This is a genomic window from uncultured Marinococcus sp. (assembly GCF_947493875.1).
Classification (GTDB): Bacteria; Bacillota; Bacilli; order Bacillales; family Marinococcaceae; genus Marinococcus.
This window is the reverse complement of the sequence record NZ_CANLSU010000016.1, coordinates 1-17,667: the sequence shown is the minus strand read 5'-3', so window position 1 is coordinate 17,667 and position 17,667 is coordinate 1. Positions and strand designations below refer to the sequence as shown.

At 45.7% G+C, this 17,667-nt stretch carries 15 protein-coding genes; 9 read left to right on the top strand and 6 right to left on the bottom strand.

The features are described from left to right. Positions 1 to 110 precede the first annotated feature (110 nt). Positions 111 to 1,439 (top strand): DUF2252 domain-containing protein, encoded by a 1,329-nt coding sequence (locus Q0757_RS16600; RefSeq protein WP_298789238.1) that lies wholly within the window; start codon positions 111 to 113, stop codon positions 1,437 to 1,439. Positions 1,440 to 1,480: 41 nt separating this feature from the next. On the opposite strand, the gene Q0757_RS16595 is transcribed toward Q0757_RS16600, so the two are convergent. Continuing rightward, entirely contained in the window at positions 1,481 to 2,344 is an 864-nt protein-coding gene (locus Q0757_RS16595) for a LysR family transcriptional regulator (protein WP_298789237.1), read from the bottom strand. A gap of 115 nt (positions 2,345 to 2,459) precedes the next feature. Here Q0757_RS16595 and Q0757_RS16590 point away from each other — a divergent pair, with 115 nt between their 5' ends. The 5 genes from Q0757_RS16590 (at position 2,460) to Q0757_RS16570 (ending at position 7,396) form a co-directional block, all read left to right on the top strand. Beyond that, complete coding sequence (locus Q0757_RS16590) at positions 2,460 to 3,539, top strand: citrate synthase/methylcitrate synthase (protein WP_298789236.1); 1,080 nt, start codon at positions 2,460 to 2,462, stop codon at positions 3,537 to 3,539. A 439-nt stretch (positions 3,540 to 3,978) separates the two neighbouring features. After that, entirely contained in the window at positions 3,979 to 4,818 is an 840-nt protein-coding gene (locus Q0757_RS16585) for a GGDEF domain-containing protein (protein WP_298789235.1), read from the top strand. A gap of 135 nt (positions 4,819 to 4,953) precedes the next feature. Continuing rightward, the gene (locus Q0757_RS16580) at positions 4,954 to 5,448 is read left to right on the top strand and encodes a DUF4188 domain-containing protein (RefSeq protein ID WP_298789234.1); all 495 of its coding nucleotides are present in this window, start codon (positions 4,954 to 4,956) and stop codon (positions 5,446 to 5,448) included. Between the two features lie 13 nt (positions 5,449 to 5,461). Further along, positions 5,462 to 5,890: a hypothetical protein gene (locus tag Q0757_RS16575; protein WP_298789233.1), complete on the top strand. Its 429-nt coding sequence runs from the start codon at positions 5,462 to 5,464 to the stop codon at positions 5,888 to 5,890. A gap of 90 nt (positions 5,891 to 5,980) precedes the next feature. Beyond that, a complete protein-coding gene (locus Q0757_RS16570) occupies positions 5,981 to 7,396 on the top strand; it encodes a nitrous oxide reductase family maturation protein NosD (RefSeq protein ID WP_298789232.1) in 1,416 nt (471 codons plus the stop codon). A gap of 48 nt (positions 7,397 to 7,444) precedes the next feature. On the opposite strand, the gene pelG is transcribed toward Q0757_RS16570, so the two are convergent. From pelG to Q0757_RS16545, 5 genes are read right to left on the bottom strand one after another with little or no spacing between them, the layout of a single operon-like run. Further along, positions 7,445 to 8,917, bottom strand: coding sequence for an exopolysaccharide Pel transporter PelG (gene pelG / locus Q0757_RS16565; RefSeq protein ID WP_298789231.1), 1,473 nt, complete (start codon positions 8,915 to 8,917; stop codon positions 7,445 to 7,447). Continuing rightward, on the bottom strand, positions 8,898 to 10,319 hold the full coding sequence (gene pelF, locus Q0757_RS16560) for a GT4 family glycosyltransferase PelF (protein ID WP_298789230.1): 1,422 nt from the start codon (positions 10,317 to 10,319) through the stop codon (positions 8,898 to 8,900). Before pelF ends, pelG begins: the two co-directional genes overlap by 20 nt. Next, a complete protein-coding gene (locus tag Q0757_RS16555; RefSeq protein WP_298789229.1) occupies positions 10,316 to 12,154 on the bottom strand; it encodes a DUF2194 domain-containing protein in 1,839 nt (612 codons plus the stop codon). The genes pelF and Q0757_RS16555 overlap by 4 nt, the downstream gene beginning before the upstream one ends. Beyond that, positions 12,151 to 13,086 (bottom strand): tetratricopeptide repeat protein, encoded by a 936-nt coding sequence (locus Q0757_RS16550; protein ID WP_298789228.1) that lies wholly within the window; start codon positions 13,084 to 13,086, stop codon positions 12,151 to 12,153. Before Q0757_RS16550 ends, Q0757_RS16555 begins: the two co-directional genes overlap by 4 nt. Then, the gene (locus Q0757_RS16545; protein WP_298789227.1) at positions 13,076 to 14,311 is read right to left on the bottom strand and encodes a hypothetical protein; all 1,236 of its coding nucleotides are present in this window, start codon (positions 14,309 to 14,311) and stop codon (positions 13,076 to 13,078) included. Before Q0757_RS16545 ends, Q0757_RS16550 begins: the two co-directional genes overlap by 11 nt. A 382-nt stretch (positions 14,312 to 14,693) precedes the next feature. Here Q0757_RS16545 and Q0757_RS16540 point away from each other — a divergent pair, with 382 nt between their 5' ends. From Q0757_RS16540 to Q0757_RS16530, 3 genes are all read left to right on the top strand, one after another. Further along, complete coding sequence (locus tag Q0757_RS16540; RefSeq protein WP_298789226.1) at positions 14,694 to 15,377, top strand: endo alpha-1,4 polygalactosaminidase; 684 nt, start codon at positions 14,694 to 14,696, stop codon at positions 15,375 to 15,377. A 116-nt stretch (positions 15,378 to 15,493) separates the two neighbouring features. Next, positions 15,494 to 16,507, top strand: coding sequence for a UDP-glucose 4-epimerase GalE (gene galE / locus Q0757_RS16535; protein ID WP_298789225.1), 1,014 nt, complete (start codon positions 15,494 to 15,496; stop codon positions 16,505 to 16,507). A gap of 229 nt (positions 16,508 to 16,736) precedes the next feature. Next, a partial coding sequence (locus tag Q0757_RS16530; RefSeq protein ID WP_366139552.1) for a polysaccharide deacetylase family protein occupies positions 16,737 to 17,667 on the top strand: 931 nt, incomplete at its 3' end.

Here is a 17,667-nt window from a genome sequence, read left to right as displayed (position 1 = left end):
CCAGGCTTCGAAGAACAGTAAGGATACAAAGAGAAAAAGACGGAAGACGATACCCGCGCTTTAACATGGTACGATAGAAAATAATGGAATTCATCAAAAGGGGAGATATTATGGCGGAACATAATAAAGAACTGGATTTTTACACGACGAAAAAATACCTTCGCAAGCAGACGCTCGCTACCATCCTGGATCAATTCGATGACCGTCTGATGAATCTGAATAAAACCCGCCGCAAGGCGAAATACGTCAAGATGAAGCAGGACCCCTACAGCTTCTTCCGGGGGAGTGCGTATTTGTTTTACTACGATGTAGTTAACATTCCGTTCCGGCATCATACACCAGAAGACAGGCCGACCTGGATTATGGGCGATATGCATATGGAGAACTTCAGCAGCTTTCAGAATGAAAATGGAGAAATTGTTTTTGATGTGGATGATTTTGATGAGGGCTATCTTGGTTCTTATCTGTATGACGTGCTCCGTATGGTGGTCAGTATCCGGCTGTTTGCCGTGCAGCAGGGATTTGGCGATGAGGAGCGGGACGCTTTAGTGCGGACGTATTTAGAAGCGTACTACAAGCGTCTGAAAAAATTTAAAAAAGGTAAAAAGAATCCGGTGGAAACACAGTTTACTTCAAAAAATACAAAGCAGCCAATCAAAAAGACGCTTGAAAAGCTTGAGGACCGAAAAGCTACTCATGAGCTCGACAAGCAGACCATTGTCAATGACAGCGGCGACCGTGTATTTGAACGGGAAAAATCAAAACTCGATTCAGTGACTGACAAAGAACACCAGGAAATAATAAAAATCTGGGATCAGTATTTAGGCAGTCTGGCAGAGGAAAGCTATCAGAGCGAAGGGCATTATGAAATTAAAGATATAGTGAAAAAGACAGGAGCCGGCATCGGGTCCACCGGTCTGAAGCGCTTTTACATTTTGATTGAAGGCGGAGAGGACCATGTTATTTTGGAAGCAAAGGAAGCGCGGACGCCGATCCCGGCTTACTTTTTTCCGTATGAAGAAACGTTCTGGACGACAAATAAGCATCAGGGTAAGCGGGTAATTAAAACCCAGCGGGCGATGCACCACCTGGCTGACCCTTATTTAGGCTATTTTACGCTTCAGAACCGTGACTACTACGTACGGGAACGGTCACCGTACGACAAAGATTTAAAGAGCAAGCATTTGGAAAAGCCAAAACGAATGCACCGTACGGTGAAAACTATGGGGAAAATATCGGCAAAGGTTCATGCCCGGGCGGATGTTGATATTGCTCAGGGGCTGCTTGATTATCACAGCGAAAATGAAATATTAAAAGCCATTGGAGATGACGAAGAAATTTTTATTGAGGAAATGGTTACATGGTCAAGGTTTTACAAGGAGCGGGTAGAAGAGGATTATGAGCTCTTTCTTGAATGGCTGAAGGAAAGCTTCGAATAATGAGAAATCAACGGCGCCGGCGGAAAAGCCGGCGCTTTTTTCTATACATAAGCAAGAAACTGAATAATTTCTTCACTGGTGTACTTATACAGCAGGTGAGTCGAAGCCTGCGGAAGGTCGAATTCCGGGGCATCCACATGAAGCACTCTTCCTTCTGCGAGCTCCCGCCTTACTGCAGAACGGGGAAGAAAAGAAACACCGAGCCCTTCCTCGATAAAGCGTTTTGTTACGTGACTCTGGGAAACCTCCATCGTCTGCAGGGTGGGAAAGCGGGTGCGCAGCTTTCGAAGCAGTGTTTCCCAATAGCCTGGATGGTTGTAGGTGAAAACAACATTTTCCGTCAGGACCTCCGCGCTATCGAGCGGAAGAGCTGTTTCAGCATCACCCCCGTCGTGAGGGGCGATTAAAAGCACCGGTTCCTGATGCAGCAGCTCGTGGTGCATACCGCTGCCAGAAGCAGGAAGCAGAGAAAGACCGATGTCGGCAGAACCGTCATGGAGGCGGCGTTCAATGAGAGCTGAATCCTGAACGTCGATAACCACGTCGATGTGCGGATAGGTTTTTGTGAAGCTTCGAATAACTTGAGGAAGCATCGACACCGCAAGGAGCGGGGAAACGGCGATCGTCAGTGTTCGTGTTTTGCCCTGCCGCCACTGCACCATATCATCGAGTCCCGAGCGATAGCTTTGGAGAAGAGCCTGCGCGTGGGGAAGAAATCGGCGTCCGTCCGGACTCAAGGCAACCCGTCGGCCTTTGGAGACAAATAATTTAAATCCCAGCTGCTTTTCGAGATTCTGGATATGGATAGTTACCGCAGGCTGAGTAATAAAAAGTGCTTCAGCCGCCTGACGGAAATTTTCATAAGCAGCTGCGGTAGTGAACGTCTCCAGCCACTCTATCTTCATAACGTACCTCTTTTAATAATAAAATATTATCAATAATAGTGACTTTATTTAATATATATTATTGTATACCCGCGATAAACTAAATGTAACAGCTATTATAAAGGAGGACGGAGCAATGGGAGGAAAAGGACTGGAGAATGTAGTTGCTGCCGAAACTGCTGTCAGTATGGTCGACGGAGAAAAGGGAAGGCTGATTTATAGAGGACATCCGGCAGCAGACTTAGCAATTGAGTCGTCGTTTGAAGAAGCTGCTTATCTGCTGCTTGAAGGAGAAAAACCCAGTGAAGAGCAGCTTCAGACATTTACAGAATCGCTAAAAAATAAGCGGAAGGTGCCGGAGCACATTCATAAGATGATTGAGCATTTTCCCAATGATCTGGATATGATGAGTGTTCTCGAGGCTTCAGTGGCTGCACTGGCAGAAAGGGAGCAGCTCGAACAGCCTGCACGCAGCCAGGCTGAACGGCTGATTGCTGTACTTCCGGTCATCATCGCAAGCCGTCACCGCCTGCTTCAGCAAAAAGAAATTGTTCATGCGGACGCCGGCCTTTCTCATACTGCTAATTATTTGTATATGCTTCACGGCCGAAAACCGGAGAAGGCAGAAACCCGGGCACTTGAAGCGTATTTAATTTTAACGATGGAGCACGGCATGAACGCTTCCACCTTTACTTCCAGAGTGATTGCTTCCACAGAATCAGATTTCTTTTCAGCAGCAGCCGGAGCGATCGGAGCGTTGAAAGGGCCGCTTCACGGAGGCGCTCCGGGCGGGGTGATTGATATGCTTGAAGATATAGGAGCGAAAGAAAAAGCAGAAGCCTGGCTGCGGACGAAAATAGAGGCCGGGGAGCGGTTGATGGGCTTCGGCCACCGGGTATACAAAACGACAGACCCGAGGGCAGAGGCATTGAAGAAAATATGCGAAAGCATTGCAGGTAAAAATGACTGGCTTGATACTGCTTATCATGTTGAACAAAAGGCTGTGCAGCTGCTGCAGGAATACAAGCCGGAAAGAGAGCTGTATACTAATGTAGAATTCTATGCAGCCGCTGTTTTAAAGGCAGTCGATCTTCCTAAAAGCTTGTTTACTCCCACATTCGCTCTTTCACGAAGTGTTGGCTGGAGTGCTCATATCGCAGAACAACGGGAAAACAACAGGATTATACGGCCTCAGTCTATGTATATTGGCAAATAAATAAAAAGTAAAAGGAGGCCGCTGAGAAGCGGTCTTTTTCTATAAATAAGCATAAAAAATTTTCATACTAAACAAATGAATTATAAGACAACGAGTAGTAATAATGATAGAATAAGACTAAAGATCTACATATTTGGAAATCTTATATATTAAAGCATTGATTATTGTTGAAAATCCCTTTGTGAAATCTCCTGCTTATATTTGATTGTGCGATAGAGGAGAGGTGAAAGCCTTGAATGAACAAAATTCAGAAATGCAATTGTATAAAACAACTATACATTACGCGTTACACATCACCCTCTGGGCGCATATTCTTTGGTTTCTTTGTTTTATATGGTTGGACATGTATATTTTGGCGGGAGTTAATTTTATAAGTGCAGTATTTTGCACATTCGCGTTTTTGCTGGTGAAAAAAGGATATTATGCACTATATTTCCTTATGACTATTCTAAATATTTTTATTCATGCCACCATTTCAGCTGTCTATCTTAGTTGGGATTCAGGGTTTCATTATTATATATTTATCATTGCGTTTGGGGTATTTCTCTTCCTGGGGGCCCGCCTTATTAAGGGGCTTGCCGCTATTATACTTATTATTTATTATGCTCTTTTGTATCATTTTACACAGACGGGCATTCAAACGATGGGCGAGGAATTGACTTATATACTTCACCTTATTAACATGGTCAGCGTTCTTTGCATTATCGCTTTATTAGGATATATTTTTCGTAGTAATATTGATCAAATGATACAAAATCTTCATCAAATGAACGGAGAGCTTGAACGTATGGCAGCGACTGATACGCTCACTGGACTTTTTACAAGACGGAAAATGTATGAGCGTATAGCCGAGAAGATGGAAACAGAACAAAATTTCTACGTTATGATGATTGATATTGACTATTTTAAAACGATTAATGATCAATACGGACATGCTGTGGGGGACGCTGTCATCGTGCATGTTTCTAAAGTTATTGCAGCAAATCTTGAGAATAAAGGCTTTGTCTCCCGTTGGGGCGGAGAGGAATTTTTGGCTGCGGCGGAGGCTTCAGGTGACAAAGAAGCAGGCATGCTCGCAGACAATATTAAGCAGGGAATGACCACGCCTTCCCTCCTGCACTATAATGAAGCAGTATCGGTAACGGTATCAGTAGGGATAGCGAAATGGAACAAAGGACGCAATATCGAGGAAGTTATTAACGAGGCTGACCGGGCACTCTACAGCGCGAAGCAAAAAGGCCGGAATCGTACGACTATCCATGAATCGGTGGAAATTTAAAAACTCTTCAGCTTAAAAAAGCTGGAGAGTTTTTTTCTCAAATACAGCCCGCAGCAATAAAAGGAGAGTATGATAAAGAAGAGATGTGCAGTGATTGGCATTTCGAGGAGAACTACAATGAGAGGCGGGATCAGGATGAGCAGTAAAATTATGAGCGGCAGATATACAACGACAGAGGACCGGGGAGTAACTGTATTTGTTATAGGGATGAGGATTAATAAATGGCGGGCCATCCATAAGTGGCTTCCGGTATTGCTCTCGATGCCCCCGATGATCAAAGAACTATCCATAAACAAAGAAATTGGCTGCCTGGGCATGCAAAGCTATATTCAGCTTCCAACAACGATGATGATCCAGTACTGGAATTCCAAGGAGGAATTGTTTGCATATGCGAGGGGGCCAAAGCATTTAAAGGCATGGCGGACATTTAACAAAAGAACAAAAGGAAACAGTGCGGTCGGTATTTATCATGAAACATATATAGTACCCAAAGGGGCTTACGAATCGATTTATGTGAACATGCCGCCCTTCGGTCTCGGCAGGGCGCTTGGCACTGAGCCAGTAACCAAAGCGACCGGCACAGCCAAAGAACGAATAGACCGGACGGCCGGAAAACAGCCTGGTTCATAGGGAGGGGGAAAAGGTGGAGGAAGAGAGCCGCAAAACAGCAGGCTGGCTGGTAATAGTATTGCCCACAGTTATTTACGGAGGCGTTAGTCTGCTTCAAATGATTGTTTCTAAAGATACAGGCTACGTAAATAATCCGCTCCGGCAGGATTTATTTCGTGCCGGACATGCGCACGCAGGGGTGCTTCTTATCCTTTCACTGGTCATACTCTTATACGTGGATCGTACTTCCTATGGGCCGAAGGCAAAAAGATTTATCCGCCACAGCATTCCACTGTCGGCCATACTGCTGCCGGCCGGTTTTTTCTTTTCAGTACTGGATCCGCAGGCGACAGAGCCTAACGCATTTATATATGCTGCTTACGCAGGAGCAGTACTTCTTGTCGCTGGTTTAATAATGCTTGGGATTGGATTAATAAAAAATAAAAATTCCAGCATAAACTAGGACTTACCTCTTGCTATAGCGTATAATAATAACAGCATCATCCCTATATAAAATATTAAGGGCATCTTCGACAAAAAGTGAGCCGATTATATGAAAAAACTATGGATCGCCCTGACGCTTCTTATTGCGGGGGGTATTACAGCAGGAGTATTAATCTTTTCAGAATGCACACAGGCAGCCGCTAACTCCTGTCTTTATGTAGCAACGGACGGGGATGACAGTAATGACGGCAGTAAGTCGGCACCGCTGCAGACGTTGAATGCAGCCTCTGAACAGGCGGAGCCTGGAACAACCGTCTATGTCAGAGGGGGAACGTACGAAGAACCGCTGGAGGTCTCGCAAAGCGGCAGCGCCTCGAACCCGGTTACATTTGAAGCATATGAAGACGAAGACGTAATTTTAAGCGGTGAAGAAATGGAAGACGAAGCAGGTATAACAGCAATGATTCATATCGAAGAACAGAATCATATTACCATTCGTGGGTTCACCATTCAGAATTTATCGACAGAGCTTAACAACGAAACACCGGTAGGTATTTTCGTGCATGACAGCGCCGAAGGAATTACGCTCGATAATAATCACATCCGTGGTATTGAAACGAATGCAGACAGCGGTAACGCCCACGGTATCGCAGTATATGGCCGGGAAGCGATCACCGATGTCGAAATTATTAACAACACGGTGGAAAACCTTGTACTCGGCTCAAGCGAAGCAGTCGTTTTAAATGGAAACGTAGAAGATTTTACGATTGCTTCAAATACCGTACGCCATAACGATAACATTGGAATTGACATGATTGGGTACGAGGACGTTGGAGACGACCCGGAGCTTGATTACACCCGGGATGGGACAGTGGAAAACAATACCGTTTACGATAACTCTTCGTACGGCAATCCGGCGTATGGGGAGGGGGATGTTTATGCCGCGGGGGGCATTTATGTAGATGGCGGCAACGATATTGACATTCAAAACAACACGGTATACAGAAACGATCTGGGTATAGAAGCGACCTCGGAGCAGGACGGGGAACAGGCGGATAATATCAGGATTACCGGGAATACAGTTTATGAAAACATTTTTACCGGGATCTCCATCGGCGGCTATGATGAAAAACGGGGCGGGACAAAGAACAGCACGATTACAGAAAACATTATATACCGTAACGATACAAACGATTTGGACGGCGGACAGCTGCTGCTGCAAAATGATACGGAAAACAACAGAATTGAAAATAATATATTAACAGCAGGAAGCTCCCGTGTATTTGTGGCAAACTACTTTGAAGACAACACGGATAACGAATTTGACCGGAATGTGTATCACCGGGAGAAGGGCAAAGAAGGTATTTGGATTTGGGAAAACGAGCAGGCCTCCACGCTTAAGGAATTTAAGTCCCTGATTGGCAGTGACAACGATTCCCGTTATGTGAACCCGCAGTATAAAAACGCCTCTAATTACAATTTTGAATTGCCCCAAAAGTCCCCGGCACGTGACGTCATTGAATAAAAAAGAGCCGGGCGGATAACTGCTATCCGTCCGGCTTTTCTTATGCGTTTAAAGGATAGTCCGCTTGTTCATCCACTGACTGAGTTTAGTAAACAATGTCGGTGGATTTGGGCGTTCAAGGTTATTCGGGTTGCAAAAAGCGAAGTAATCGACTTTTTCAATAAAGTACGCGAGGCGCAGCAGCGCAAACAGCAGAGCCCCACTCGATCCGAGCGCGAAGCTTAGCCCATAGCCGTTAAACCCGAAAGGAAGCAGCAGGAAGGTGAGGACGGCGTTTAACGAGAAAAACAGGATGGAAGTAATCATCGCGCCACGCCGGTCTTCAAAGTAAAGAAGAATGAGCGTCAGTACAAGAACCATAGCGTTTGAAAATGCCCCGACCGTCGTAAAGCGGAAGATCGAGATAATGTCGTCCTCGATCGGTACAAGGGTCGTAACGTAGCCGATCGATAGAATGATTACTATCGAAATCAAGCCCTGGCTGCGCACAAGCCGTTCAAGCTCCTCCTTTAAGACATACTGCATGGATTCTTTTGATGTTTTGATCTGCTGAAGCGTACCACCCTGGTTAATGTAGCCGTAAAACGAACGGTACCGCTCGTAGAAACGGGTCTCTACCGAGACGACAAATATAATCAACGTAGGAATAATCGTGAGGTATGACCAAAAAATTGCTGTATCATATACCCGGTTATAGACGAAAGAATCGAGAAGAATGGATCTGCCCTCCCCAAACCAGATAATCCAGTTACACACCCAGATGCCTACATTATATAAAAACCCAGTCCAAAATAAAGTTGGGTATTTGTCGAAATAGCTGACGTAGTGAAACTGGCTGTCTGATGTATGAAGCGGAAACGTAATAAGCATTGAAAACAGCAGCCCGAACAATGTGACAATCATGCCGCTCGTAAAGCCGAGCACAAGCATAAAGCTCGTAGCGTGCGGAATAAACGTAAAAGCTTCTGCAGAGCGGCCGAGAAGAAATACCATACCGACCGCAATTACTGCACCGGACAAAAAGCTGTAGGCGACAGCCTGGTAAAACTTTGCGGCACTTAAAAATAAAAACAGTACCCAGATCAAGTTAATGGTAACAAATAATACAAGGAGCAAAAGCTCATACAAAAATGGCAGAGAGCTTATCCATATAAAGATAAGCCAGGCGGTTAACGCCAGAACAAGAGTTACTTTCGTCATGCCGAGAAATGTTGGAAACACTTTATTTGTCTTTTTTTCATAAAATAGATCCGCGATGTACCGCGTGACTACCAACTGCTGGATGCCAAACAGCACCTGGGAAAATATAAACGAATAGGAAATAGATAAATTGAACAGCTCTCTTTCCTGCAGCGTGACAGGAAGAAACACCATGGAAAACCATTGGATCATCGCAATCGTAGCGATAACGACAATCCAGGGCCCGGCCGTCACCAGGCCGGCGAAAGCATAAGCTTTCATCCTGGAGGAAAAATAGTCTTCCTGGAACAGCTGCTGAAGCTTAAACCCTATGCCGGCCATATTCGAGCCCCCTTTGATGATAACGTTCCGTGTATTCCTGAATAAACTGGTGAATCTGATAATACGCTTCGACCCGGTTCTGCCCGTTTCGGCCGAACTTTTCCGCTTCCTCCGGGTGTTGATAGATCCATTCGCAGCGCTGGGCAACCTGCTCCGGGTTAACCGGGGGAACGACAAAGCCGGCGGGCCCGTAAGGATCACCTTCCCGGCCGTGAATAAGTTCCGAGCAGGAGCCGACATTTGTTGCAATAAATGGAAGACCTGCTGCCATGCCTTCGAGAACGGCAAGAGGCTGGCCTTCAGAAATACTTGTCAGCAGGCACACATCAAAGGTAGGCAGGTAATCGGTAATGTTAACTTTTCCGACAAGAAAGACGTGATCCTGGAGACCAAGCTGGTCAACAAGGCGCCGGCACTCACCGGCGTACTCGAGATCTTCATCTAGCGGCCCCATAATGGTGAGCTTAAAAGGAACGGACCGGCTTTTTAAAATATTGCCGGCATGTATCATCGTCTTAATGTCTTTGATAGGAACTACGCGAACGATGGCACCGATATGAACGTACGAACGATGGTGCTTGTCCTTTTCTACAAGTGATAAACGGGAATAGTCAATTCCGTTTGGAATGATCTCAATTTTAGCCGGATCGGCGCCAATTTCCTCCTGCAGCTCTCCGTTACGGGCAAACAGTGTAATGACGTCGTCCGCTTCTTTATACGCCTGGCGTGAAAGATGGTGAAAAAACGTAATCCAGCGCTGCTTATAGTAATCCGGTATCCAGTCAGCCTGCAGAATTTCTTCCTCCCGCTCCCTGGAATAAATTCCATGCTCGGTCAGCAGGTACGGGATCTCCTGCTGTTTTTTGATAGCAGCAGCCACCATACCGGCGTATCCTGTTGAAGCCGAGTGAACAATATCAAGTTCAGGAAAAGAAAATTGAAGCAGCTCGATAACGGGCGCGAACATGCCGCGCCACATCCAGAAATAATCGATAAATGAGCCGGACTGTCTTTCTTTATCGTAGCTCTGCTGCACAATCTCCCAGAACAGGCCGCTGGAGAAAAAGTTTTCTGTGCCTCCAAGCTTTTGGCCTAAAGCAAGAAGCGCATCCGAACGGACGGATTCAAACTTCATCCACTCGGTGATGGCTTCTTCGTCTGCCGGGGTCAGGGAGAAATTCCGCTGCCGCCTCGGCTGCTGCATATTAAGCGGGAGATTAAGCACCTGCGAAATGTTGCCTGGGAGTTCGTAGCGGTAATCCTCCGGTGAAATCGGCTCCGGAGTGATGGCGATAATGACGAATTCATGCTCGGGCATCTGTTTAACGAGCATCTGCACCCAGCTGGCCACCCCGCCGCTGACGTACGGATAGCTGCCTTCTACAACCATGCCTATTTTCATGAAGCATCATCCTTTAATGGAATTTCGGCCTGTGGCTCTTCAAGAGTCAGGCGGTACAGCGTGCCGGTCTCGCCATAGGCTTCGATTGAACCGAAATCAAAGCTCCCCGTGTCGATGGAAGTGCCTTTATCGACACGAAGCATCATAGTGGATGGCTCAACCAGGTCTTCTCCCTGGATCGTAATCCTGTCTTCATTGTACGTGACTTCAAGGCTTGAGGCCTGATAGCTTTTCATCCGTTCGGTCGCCTGAGCCTGAGTCATGCTGTCGAGGTAAGGATAGGTTGTTTCCACAAATTTTGCCATGTTCTTAAGCTGAACTTTCATGTCCGGCCAGCCTTCCCCATAGGCACGGTCCGGATCGAGCACGTCATCCGGGTGAATAAAGTGGGAAAAGACGCCGAAATTCGCAATTGCGTCGGCTTGAATAAACTGGTTCTCCGCACTTTCCCCATACCCGCTTGATATACGTGGGAAGTGATAGATGGATGGATACTCCTCGTCCTCCTCGAATTCCTGGATAAAGCTTCCCTCACCCTGACCAGTATATAGGGAGGCGATCGTATTAATGCTTGGCAGTGTCTCGTGCAGAGCCTGAATTCCAGTTCTATTTAACACGTTGGAAGGAGGAACATAGGTTTTAAAGTCTTCTTCCGGATAATAGTGATGGAATATTTTCTCGACCCGCGTAAGTGATTCGTTCATTTGTTCTTTGCTTTCCCACGGTGTATATAAAAGCTCTGGATCCATCGGCTCGTCTCCTGTTACAAGCGGCTGGTGATTGTATCCATGGAGGCCGATTTCTCCGTCGTGACGATACACATTTCTGCCGAAAAAGAGCATTGGATAGCGGTCTCTGTCAATAAGCTCTTCTGCAGTAGCATCCATCGTCCCTTCGTATGTTCCAATCATGAGACCGGTATACGTAAAATCATGATCTATGCCGATTTGTTTCATATCCTCCCACCAGACATCGGTGTAAAAATCTTCAACAGACATATCGTACTGCTCGGAAATCTGCTCATTATCCTCTGCCGGTGCAGGTGCCGGGAAGTCATCAATATGGACAGTTTTAATATCTGCCTGTGCGCTCGCAAAAGCAGGAGGCAGAATAGAAAGGGACTGCAGCAGCAGGCCGCGTGTGTTTTTCCCTGCCATAGCGGTCGTGTTCCAGAACAAAGCTTTGCCGTCACCGTATTCATTGGTCCACATTAGTGGATCCCCTTCTACGGAAAGATAAGGCTCGGCTTCTTCACGAAGAGTCATGTTGGCAATGCTGTGTGAAAGAAGTAACGAGTCGGGCTCAAGGTCAGTGTATCCCGGAAAAAGTTCCTGTTCAAAAGTCAGACCGGTGAGGCCGCCTTTAAAATCGTTCACATCGTCAATACCAAGCATTTCATTATATCTTGTATCAATAAAGCGGGCGCCAATGTAAAGACGGCCGCCCTCTTCGACGAACGATTCTATTTCTTCAAAGGGCCATTCCTCTGCATGTTCGCCGGCAAGCACGAGCACATTGTAAGGGGAGGGCTCCAGATTCGAAATTTCTTCCCTGGAAATTTCGGTATACGGCACCTTGGCGTAATCAAGGGCGTATTCAAAATTATTTAATGTATCTTCAGAGAGGTCACTGTCATTTTTGTGCACATAGATATTCATTTCTTCTCCCGCCACTTCTTCACTGCCGGCACTCATCGTTTCGGTTTCCTCCGTGTTAGAGGCCTGATGGGGGAGCCACAGCTGAAAACGCTCGAGCCTGATAAACTGGAGAATAAGAAGAATACTTAAAATTACAACGAAAAGCCCGATCGTTGACTTCATCATCTGTTTTTTCATGAAACGACCCCTCCCATCTGCCGGACAATGTACTGACGGTTTTCCGGTATTTTTTCTGGCTCCACATGCTCATGCATACGGGAAAGCACCTGCTCAATTCCGGTCCAGTCTTTTTGGTTATAGTAGTATTCAATCAAATTTAAATAGCCGTCAGCTTCATGTGGAAAAGCCTGAAGCATATACATGTACGTATTAACTGCCTGGGTCGGGGAATCAAGCTGCAGATAGACATCGCCGAGCTGGTTAAAGGTCTCCATGTGACTGGGGAAATCCTTGGCTGCCTGTTCCAAAAACTGAAGGAACACATAGCGGAGATGCTCCTGCGAATGATCGTCCAGCAGATGGCTATCCAGATAACCCCGGTAGATGCCCATCAATCTGCTGAGAGATTCTTCACTTTGAAAATGCTCATGCTCTGCTTTCGCAGTATCAAGGCTTTTTTCGTAGCGGTCGACAAGAAGATTCATCGTTGTGGCGGCATAATGGACGGTCTCTGAATCATCATTATTGAGCCCGAGGTTCAAATACTTTCCTTTGTCTGAAATGTTGGAGTTAATCAGCTTCAGCATTAAGTTCTTACGGTCCGGCTGATCATCATTTGTGAATGCTTCCGTTAACGGAGTAAGGTTTTTGTTGTCCTTGGCTTCATGACGCAGGTGCTCCAGGTTAATCGGCTGAAACTTCACATATTCTGTATAATCAGAGACGATTTTGTTTGAATCCACGCGCCTCGAAGCCCACCAGGCAAGGAGACCGAAAGCTTCCCCGAGCAAAGGGAGAAAGAAGCTGATCATCACAATCCAGATAACGGCTCCGTACTGGTCCGGCTGCACTCTTTTTTTCGCGGCTTTTGCCGCAGCAAATAAAATACAGGCGTGAACGATGTAAAAAAGAATAACGAGTATCGTCGGCTGTATAAGGTTACCCAGCATGAGTGCCTCCTTTTTCTTTTAAGGCTTTCTTGATTCGTTTTTCTACGACCTGCGCATTTTCAGCATCGGTCCCGGGCAGGAGGAAGTAAAGATTACTCTGCCTGGAATCAAATCCGATAATATCTATTTCACGAAGATAAGTCCGCAAAATAACTTCAGCCTCGGCAACAGACATTCCCTCAAAGCGGTCAAATTGTATGATTACGGTGCTGTAAGGCACACCGTACTCCTCCTGGCGCACGTCCTGCTGTGCAACGTGAGCATCAAAGGCATCTTTATAATAAATATTTGTACCTGGAAGCATTTGCTTCTCTTCATCCTTTGCCTGCCATTCACGTGCTTTTTCGATACGGTTGGAAATCCAGTCGAGCACAAAGGACATAATTTGGATTTCATGGGTAGTGAGACGGGAAAAATCGAGCTGGTCGATAATTAATACTTCCTGGATTTCTTCGTTATAGACGATCGGCCCTGCAATTACCGGGGCATTTTTTTCGTCTTTGACGTTTCGCAGGGTAATTGCTTTTTCCGTAAATAAGCGTTGATAAAAAGAAGATTCCTCGCTTAAAAATACGGTTTGCGGAAGTGTCTGCGAGCTCCCCTGGCGTACTCTCAGCCGGAGGGACCTTTTCGATGAGTCTACGTGATAAATCGCAATGTCATTTGCTTTAAACAAATCGGCGATAATTGCGATCGCTTCATTTCGCACAAGCTCCGGTGTAGGCTGGTCCAGCTTGATGCCCACCTGGTAAATCTGAGCAAGGGTATGCTCGGAATCCAATACTTTTTCCTGCATGACCCGCTGGGAATCCTCGAGTTCTTTAATTGTTTTCGTAAGCTCCTTATTATCATCCTTTAATTCATCCTGGGTATACGTAAGGCTTTCATAGCGCTCCCGGTAGGACGAGCTGTAAAGGCCGCATATAACAGCGAGAAGCAGGGAAAACAATAAATAAAGATAGTCCCCGGTATCATAAAACAGAAGGAACAGGTCATCTCCCGCTGTAAACGTGGCGATAACGTGATACACAAGAGTAATGAAAAAACTCAGGATAGCAATGTTAATACCGTACCGCAGAGAGAAAAACAAAATCACAAACAAAAACGGGTTTAGTGTCCAACCAAGCATTCCCAGCTGGAATACCTGGTCGATAATCCCGAGTATAAGAACGACGACGAGCAGCTCCACAACTTTTCTCCACACATTTTTCTGCGTGTAAATCATCCCATCACCTCTTCAAAAAGTTATATTAGATTTATGTGCCATGTTGCTATTGCCGCCCAATCAGAGTAAGCTTAGTAAAACTTTATGCTCACAAAAGAATTAAAATTATGATATTTAGGGTGCAATGACATGGTTCATAAATCCCTGCAATTAATAAGGGCCAGTCCTGATTACGGGCTTTGATACTTACTTGCTATCTGTAAGGAGGAGCGTTATGGGTATTATCTCACAAAAAATGATTTTTGTTACAAATTTTTATCTATTTTTTTATGAGTCTTTTCTAATGAAGGTGAAACCCGCTTCTAGCAGTGTTTTTTCCATGACTAAAATGAAAAATTACAAGATTTTTTATGATTCCCCAAATAAAAACATACTCAGGGAAATGAAAAATTATGATGTAGTGATCATCGAACCGGTGTATTATACAAAGCAGCAGGTGAAGTACATTCAGCGGAAAGGCACAAAAGTTTACGGCTACATTAATGCAATGGAAGCAGACCGTTGGAATGAGGCTTTGTATACACAGATGGAGGAAAAAGATTTTTTTCACCGCGGGGGAAGTCGCGTATATTATAAACAGTGGGATTCCTACCTGATGAATATGGACGAAGAGCATTACCGGCAAGTCCTTATGAATGAAGTCGCCAAGCAGGTTCACGCCAAGGGGTGTGACGGTGTATTTTTAGACACAGTGGGAAACATTGATGACGAGCATGAAAACAATCCCGAAACACTGCGGGAACAGCGCGTGGCAATGGCTTCATTTATGCGGAGTATTAAAGAAAAGCATCCGCAGCTGGCCATTATTCAGAACTGGGGTTTTGACACACTCAGCACCACTACATATCCGTTCGTAAACGGTATTATGTGGGAAGGGTTTGAGTATTCAGCGATTGTGGGCGATGAATGGGCCCAGCAGAAAATTGCCAAATTAAAAAAGCTGCGGAAAAAACATAAAATTCAAGTATTCACGGTGTCGGCACATGAAGAGGAAGAAAGCCGGAGGTATGCTGGGTCTCAGGGCTTCTGCCATTTTCACTCCCCACGTGGATATAATGTATGGTAGGGGAGCTAAGAAAAACTAAGTAGCACAGAGTCTCCTGCGGAGAATAGTATTGTTATTCAAAAGAAAATGATGTAGTTTGGAAATAATAAATAACCAAATTTTGGGGGAGATCAGCGATGATTCTAGTAACCGGCGGTGCGGGATATATAGGAAGCCATATTTGTGTAGAGCTGCTGGAAGAAGGGCATGAAGTAGCAGTAATCGATAATTTTTCCAACAGCCGCTCTGTTTCCCTGGAGCGGGTGGAGGAAATCACTGGTAAAAGCCTTGAATATTTCCATGTTGATCTGCTGGACCGCGAAGGGATGGAGAATCTATTTGAAAGATTCGAGATTGAAGCAGTTATTCACCTGGCAGGGTTGAAGGCGGTTGGGGAATCTGTGGAAATCCCGCTCAAATACTACCATAACAATATTACGGGGAGCATTATTCTTCTTGAAACGATGAAAAAGTATAATGTGAAGAAAATGATTTTTTCGTCTTCGGCTACAGTGTACGGAACGCCGAAAACAAATCCAATTACGGAAGACTTTGAGCTGCAGGCAACAAATCCCTATGGCAATTCAAAGCTGATGATTGAAGATATTCTCCGGGATCTTTACGTGTCCGATCACGAATGGAGCATTTCCATACTCCGGTATTTTAATCCGATTGGTGCCCATCCGAGCGGACGTATCGGGGAGTCGCCAAGCGGTATACCGAATAATCTGATGCCATATATAACGCAGGTGGCGGTAGGGAAGCTTCCGCAGCTGAACGTGTTCGGCGATGATTATCCTACAAAAGACGGCACAGGAGTACGGGACTACATTCACGTGGTAGACCTTGCGAAGGGTCATTTAAGCGCCCTGCATAAATCGATGGAGGGGCCGGGAATTGGAGAATTTAATCTTGGCACCGGTCAGGGATACAGCGTACTGGAATTGGTGGAAGCATTCGAAAAAGCGTCCGGGAAAGATGTGCCGTATGAGATTCGGGACCGGCGCCCGGGAGACATCGCTGTTTGTTATGCTGATCCAGCTAAAGCACGTAATGAACTGGGCTGGACCGCTCAAAAAGGAGTGGAGGATATGTGTGAAGATTCCTGGCGTTGGATTAAGCATAATCCAGAAGGTTATCCGTCTGTGTAAATAGTAATGACTTCAAAAAAGCCTGTTATTACAGGCTTTTTTTGCTTTTATTTCTAAATTTAAAAGATATTTCTAAAAAAATGTACTTTATATGTATGAAATATAGTTCTTAGAGCACGGTACTTATTACTATATTTAAAGTATAATAAAGGAAATAATGAATGGTTGTTCACTCATACATATGCCGGGTAACCGGCATAACTAAATAAATGGGGTGAGCAGGATGGGTATGAGATGGTTAAAAGCCGCTGTTATTCTGGTATTTTTGCTTGTTACCTGTTTCTCGTTCCCGGTGCAGGCGGACGCTGCCAGTTCAAAGTACGTAGTGAAGGGCAATACTTCAAGCAAGGTGGTGGCACTGACTTTTGATGACGGTGCTGATGGCACGAATATTTCCAGAATTCTTCAGACGCTGTCCACCCACAACGTAAAAGCGACGTTTTTCTTAACAGGCTCTGGGACGAAAGATCACCCGCAGTCTATTCGAAATATCGCAGCTACCGGACACCAGCTCGGTAACCATTCATTCTCCCATCCTGATTTCACTACCATTTCCACTACGAAAATGAAAAAGGAATTAGCGGACACGGAGGCCCTGGTGAAAAGCACTACCGGTAAATCAACTAAGCCAATCTTTCGGGCTCCGTTCGGTGCCACCAATTCCACCGTGCTTAAAACAGTAGGAGACGCAGGCTATACGCATACTCTGCACTGGAATATCGACACAATTGACTGGAGAGGGCTTTCAAAAACTGAGGTGCTGAATAAAGTAGTGAATAATATCGAACCAGGTTCTATCGTATTAATGCATACCGGGGCAGGCGCGCCCGGCACACCTGCTGCCCTGCCGGAAATGATTACGAAGCTGAAAGCACAGGGGTACAAGTTCGTAACGGTATCTGAATTACTGCAAATTCAGGGTTCGCCGTCGACCGGAGAAGCTTCCTATAAGGTAAAATCGGGCGACACGCTGTACAGCATCGCCAGCCGCAACGCTGTAAGCGTGACCGAGCTGAAAAAAGCGAACGGCATTCCGACGAGCTCGAACGTGATACGGATCGGTCAGGTGCTGAAAATCCCGGGCAAGGGGACCACTACTCCGCCTCCGGCTGAATCCGGCTCGTACACGGTAAAATCGGGTGACACGCTGTACAGCATCG

Coding starts and splice junctions, on each gene's coding strand:
- Q0757_RS16550 (WP_298789228.1), bottom strand. CDS start 13,086: ATGCTGGGTAACCTTATACAGCCGACGATACTCGTTATTCTTTTTTAC.
- Q0757_RS16540 (WP_298789226.1), top strand. CDS start 14,694: ATGAAAAATTATGATGTAGTGATCATCGAACCGGTGTATTATACAAAG.
- Q0757_RS16545 (WP_298789227.1), bottom strand. CDS start 14,311: ATGATTTACACGCAGAAAAATGTGTGGAGAAAAGTTGTGGAGCTGCTC.
- Q0757_RS16570 (WP_298789232.1), top strand. CDS start 5,981: ATGAAAAAACTATGGATCGCCCTGACGCTTCTTATTGCGGGGGGTATT.
- galE (WP_298789225.1), top strand. CDS start 15,494: ATGATTCTAGTAACCGGCGGTGCGGGATATATAGGAAGCCATATTTGT.
- pelG (WP_298789231.1), bottom strand. CDS start 8,917: ATGGCCGGCATAGGGTTTAAGCTTCAGCAGCTGTTCCAGGAAGACTAT.
- Q0757_RS16590 (WP_298789236.1), top strand. CDS start 2,460: ATGGGAGGAAAAGGACTGGAGAATGTAGTTGCTGCCGAAACTGCTGTC.
- pelF (WP_298789230.1), bottom strand. CDS start 10,319: ATGAAAATAGGCATGGTTGTAGAAGGCAGCTATCCGTACGTCAGCGGC.
- Q0757_RS16580 (WP_298789234.1), top strand. CDS start 4,954: ATGAGCAGTAAAATTATGAGCGGCAGATATACAACGACAGAGGACCGG.
- Q0757_RS16585 (WP_298789235.1), top strand. CDS start 3,979: ATGACTATTCTAAATATTTTTATTCATGCCACCATTTCAGCTGTCTAT.
- Q0757_RS16555 (WP_298789229.1), bottom strand. CDS start 12,154: ATGAAAAAACAGATGATGAAGTCAACGATCGGGCTTTTCGTTGTAATT.
- Q0757_RS16600 (WP_298789238.1), top strand. CDS start 111: ATGGCGGAACATAATAAAGAACTGGATTTTTACACGACGAAAAAATAC.
- Q0757_RS16595 (WP_298789237.1), bottom strand. CDS start 2,344: ATGAAGATAGAGTGGCTGGAGACGTTCACTACCGCAGCTGCTTATGAA.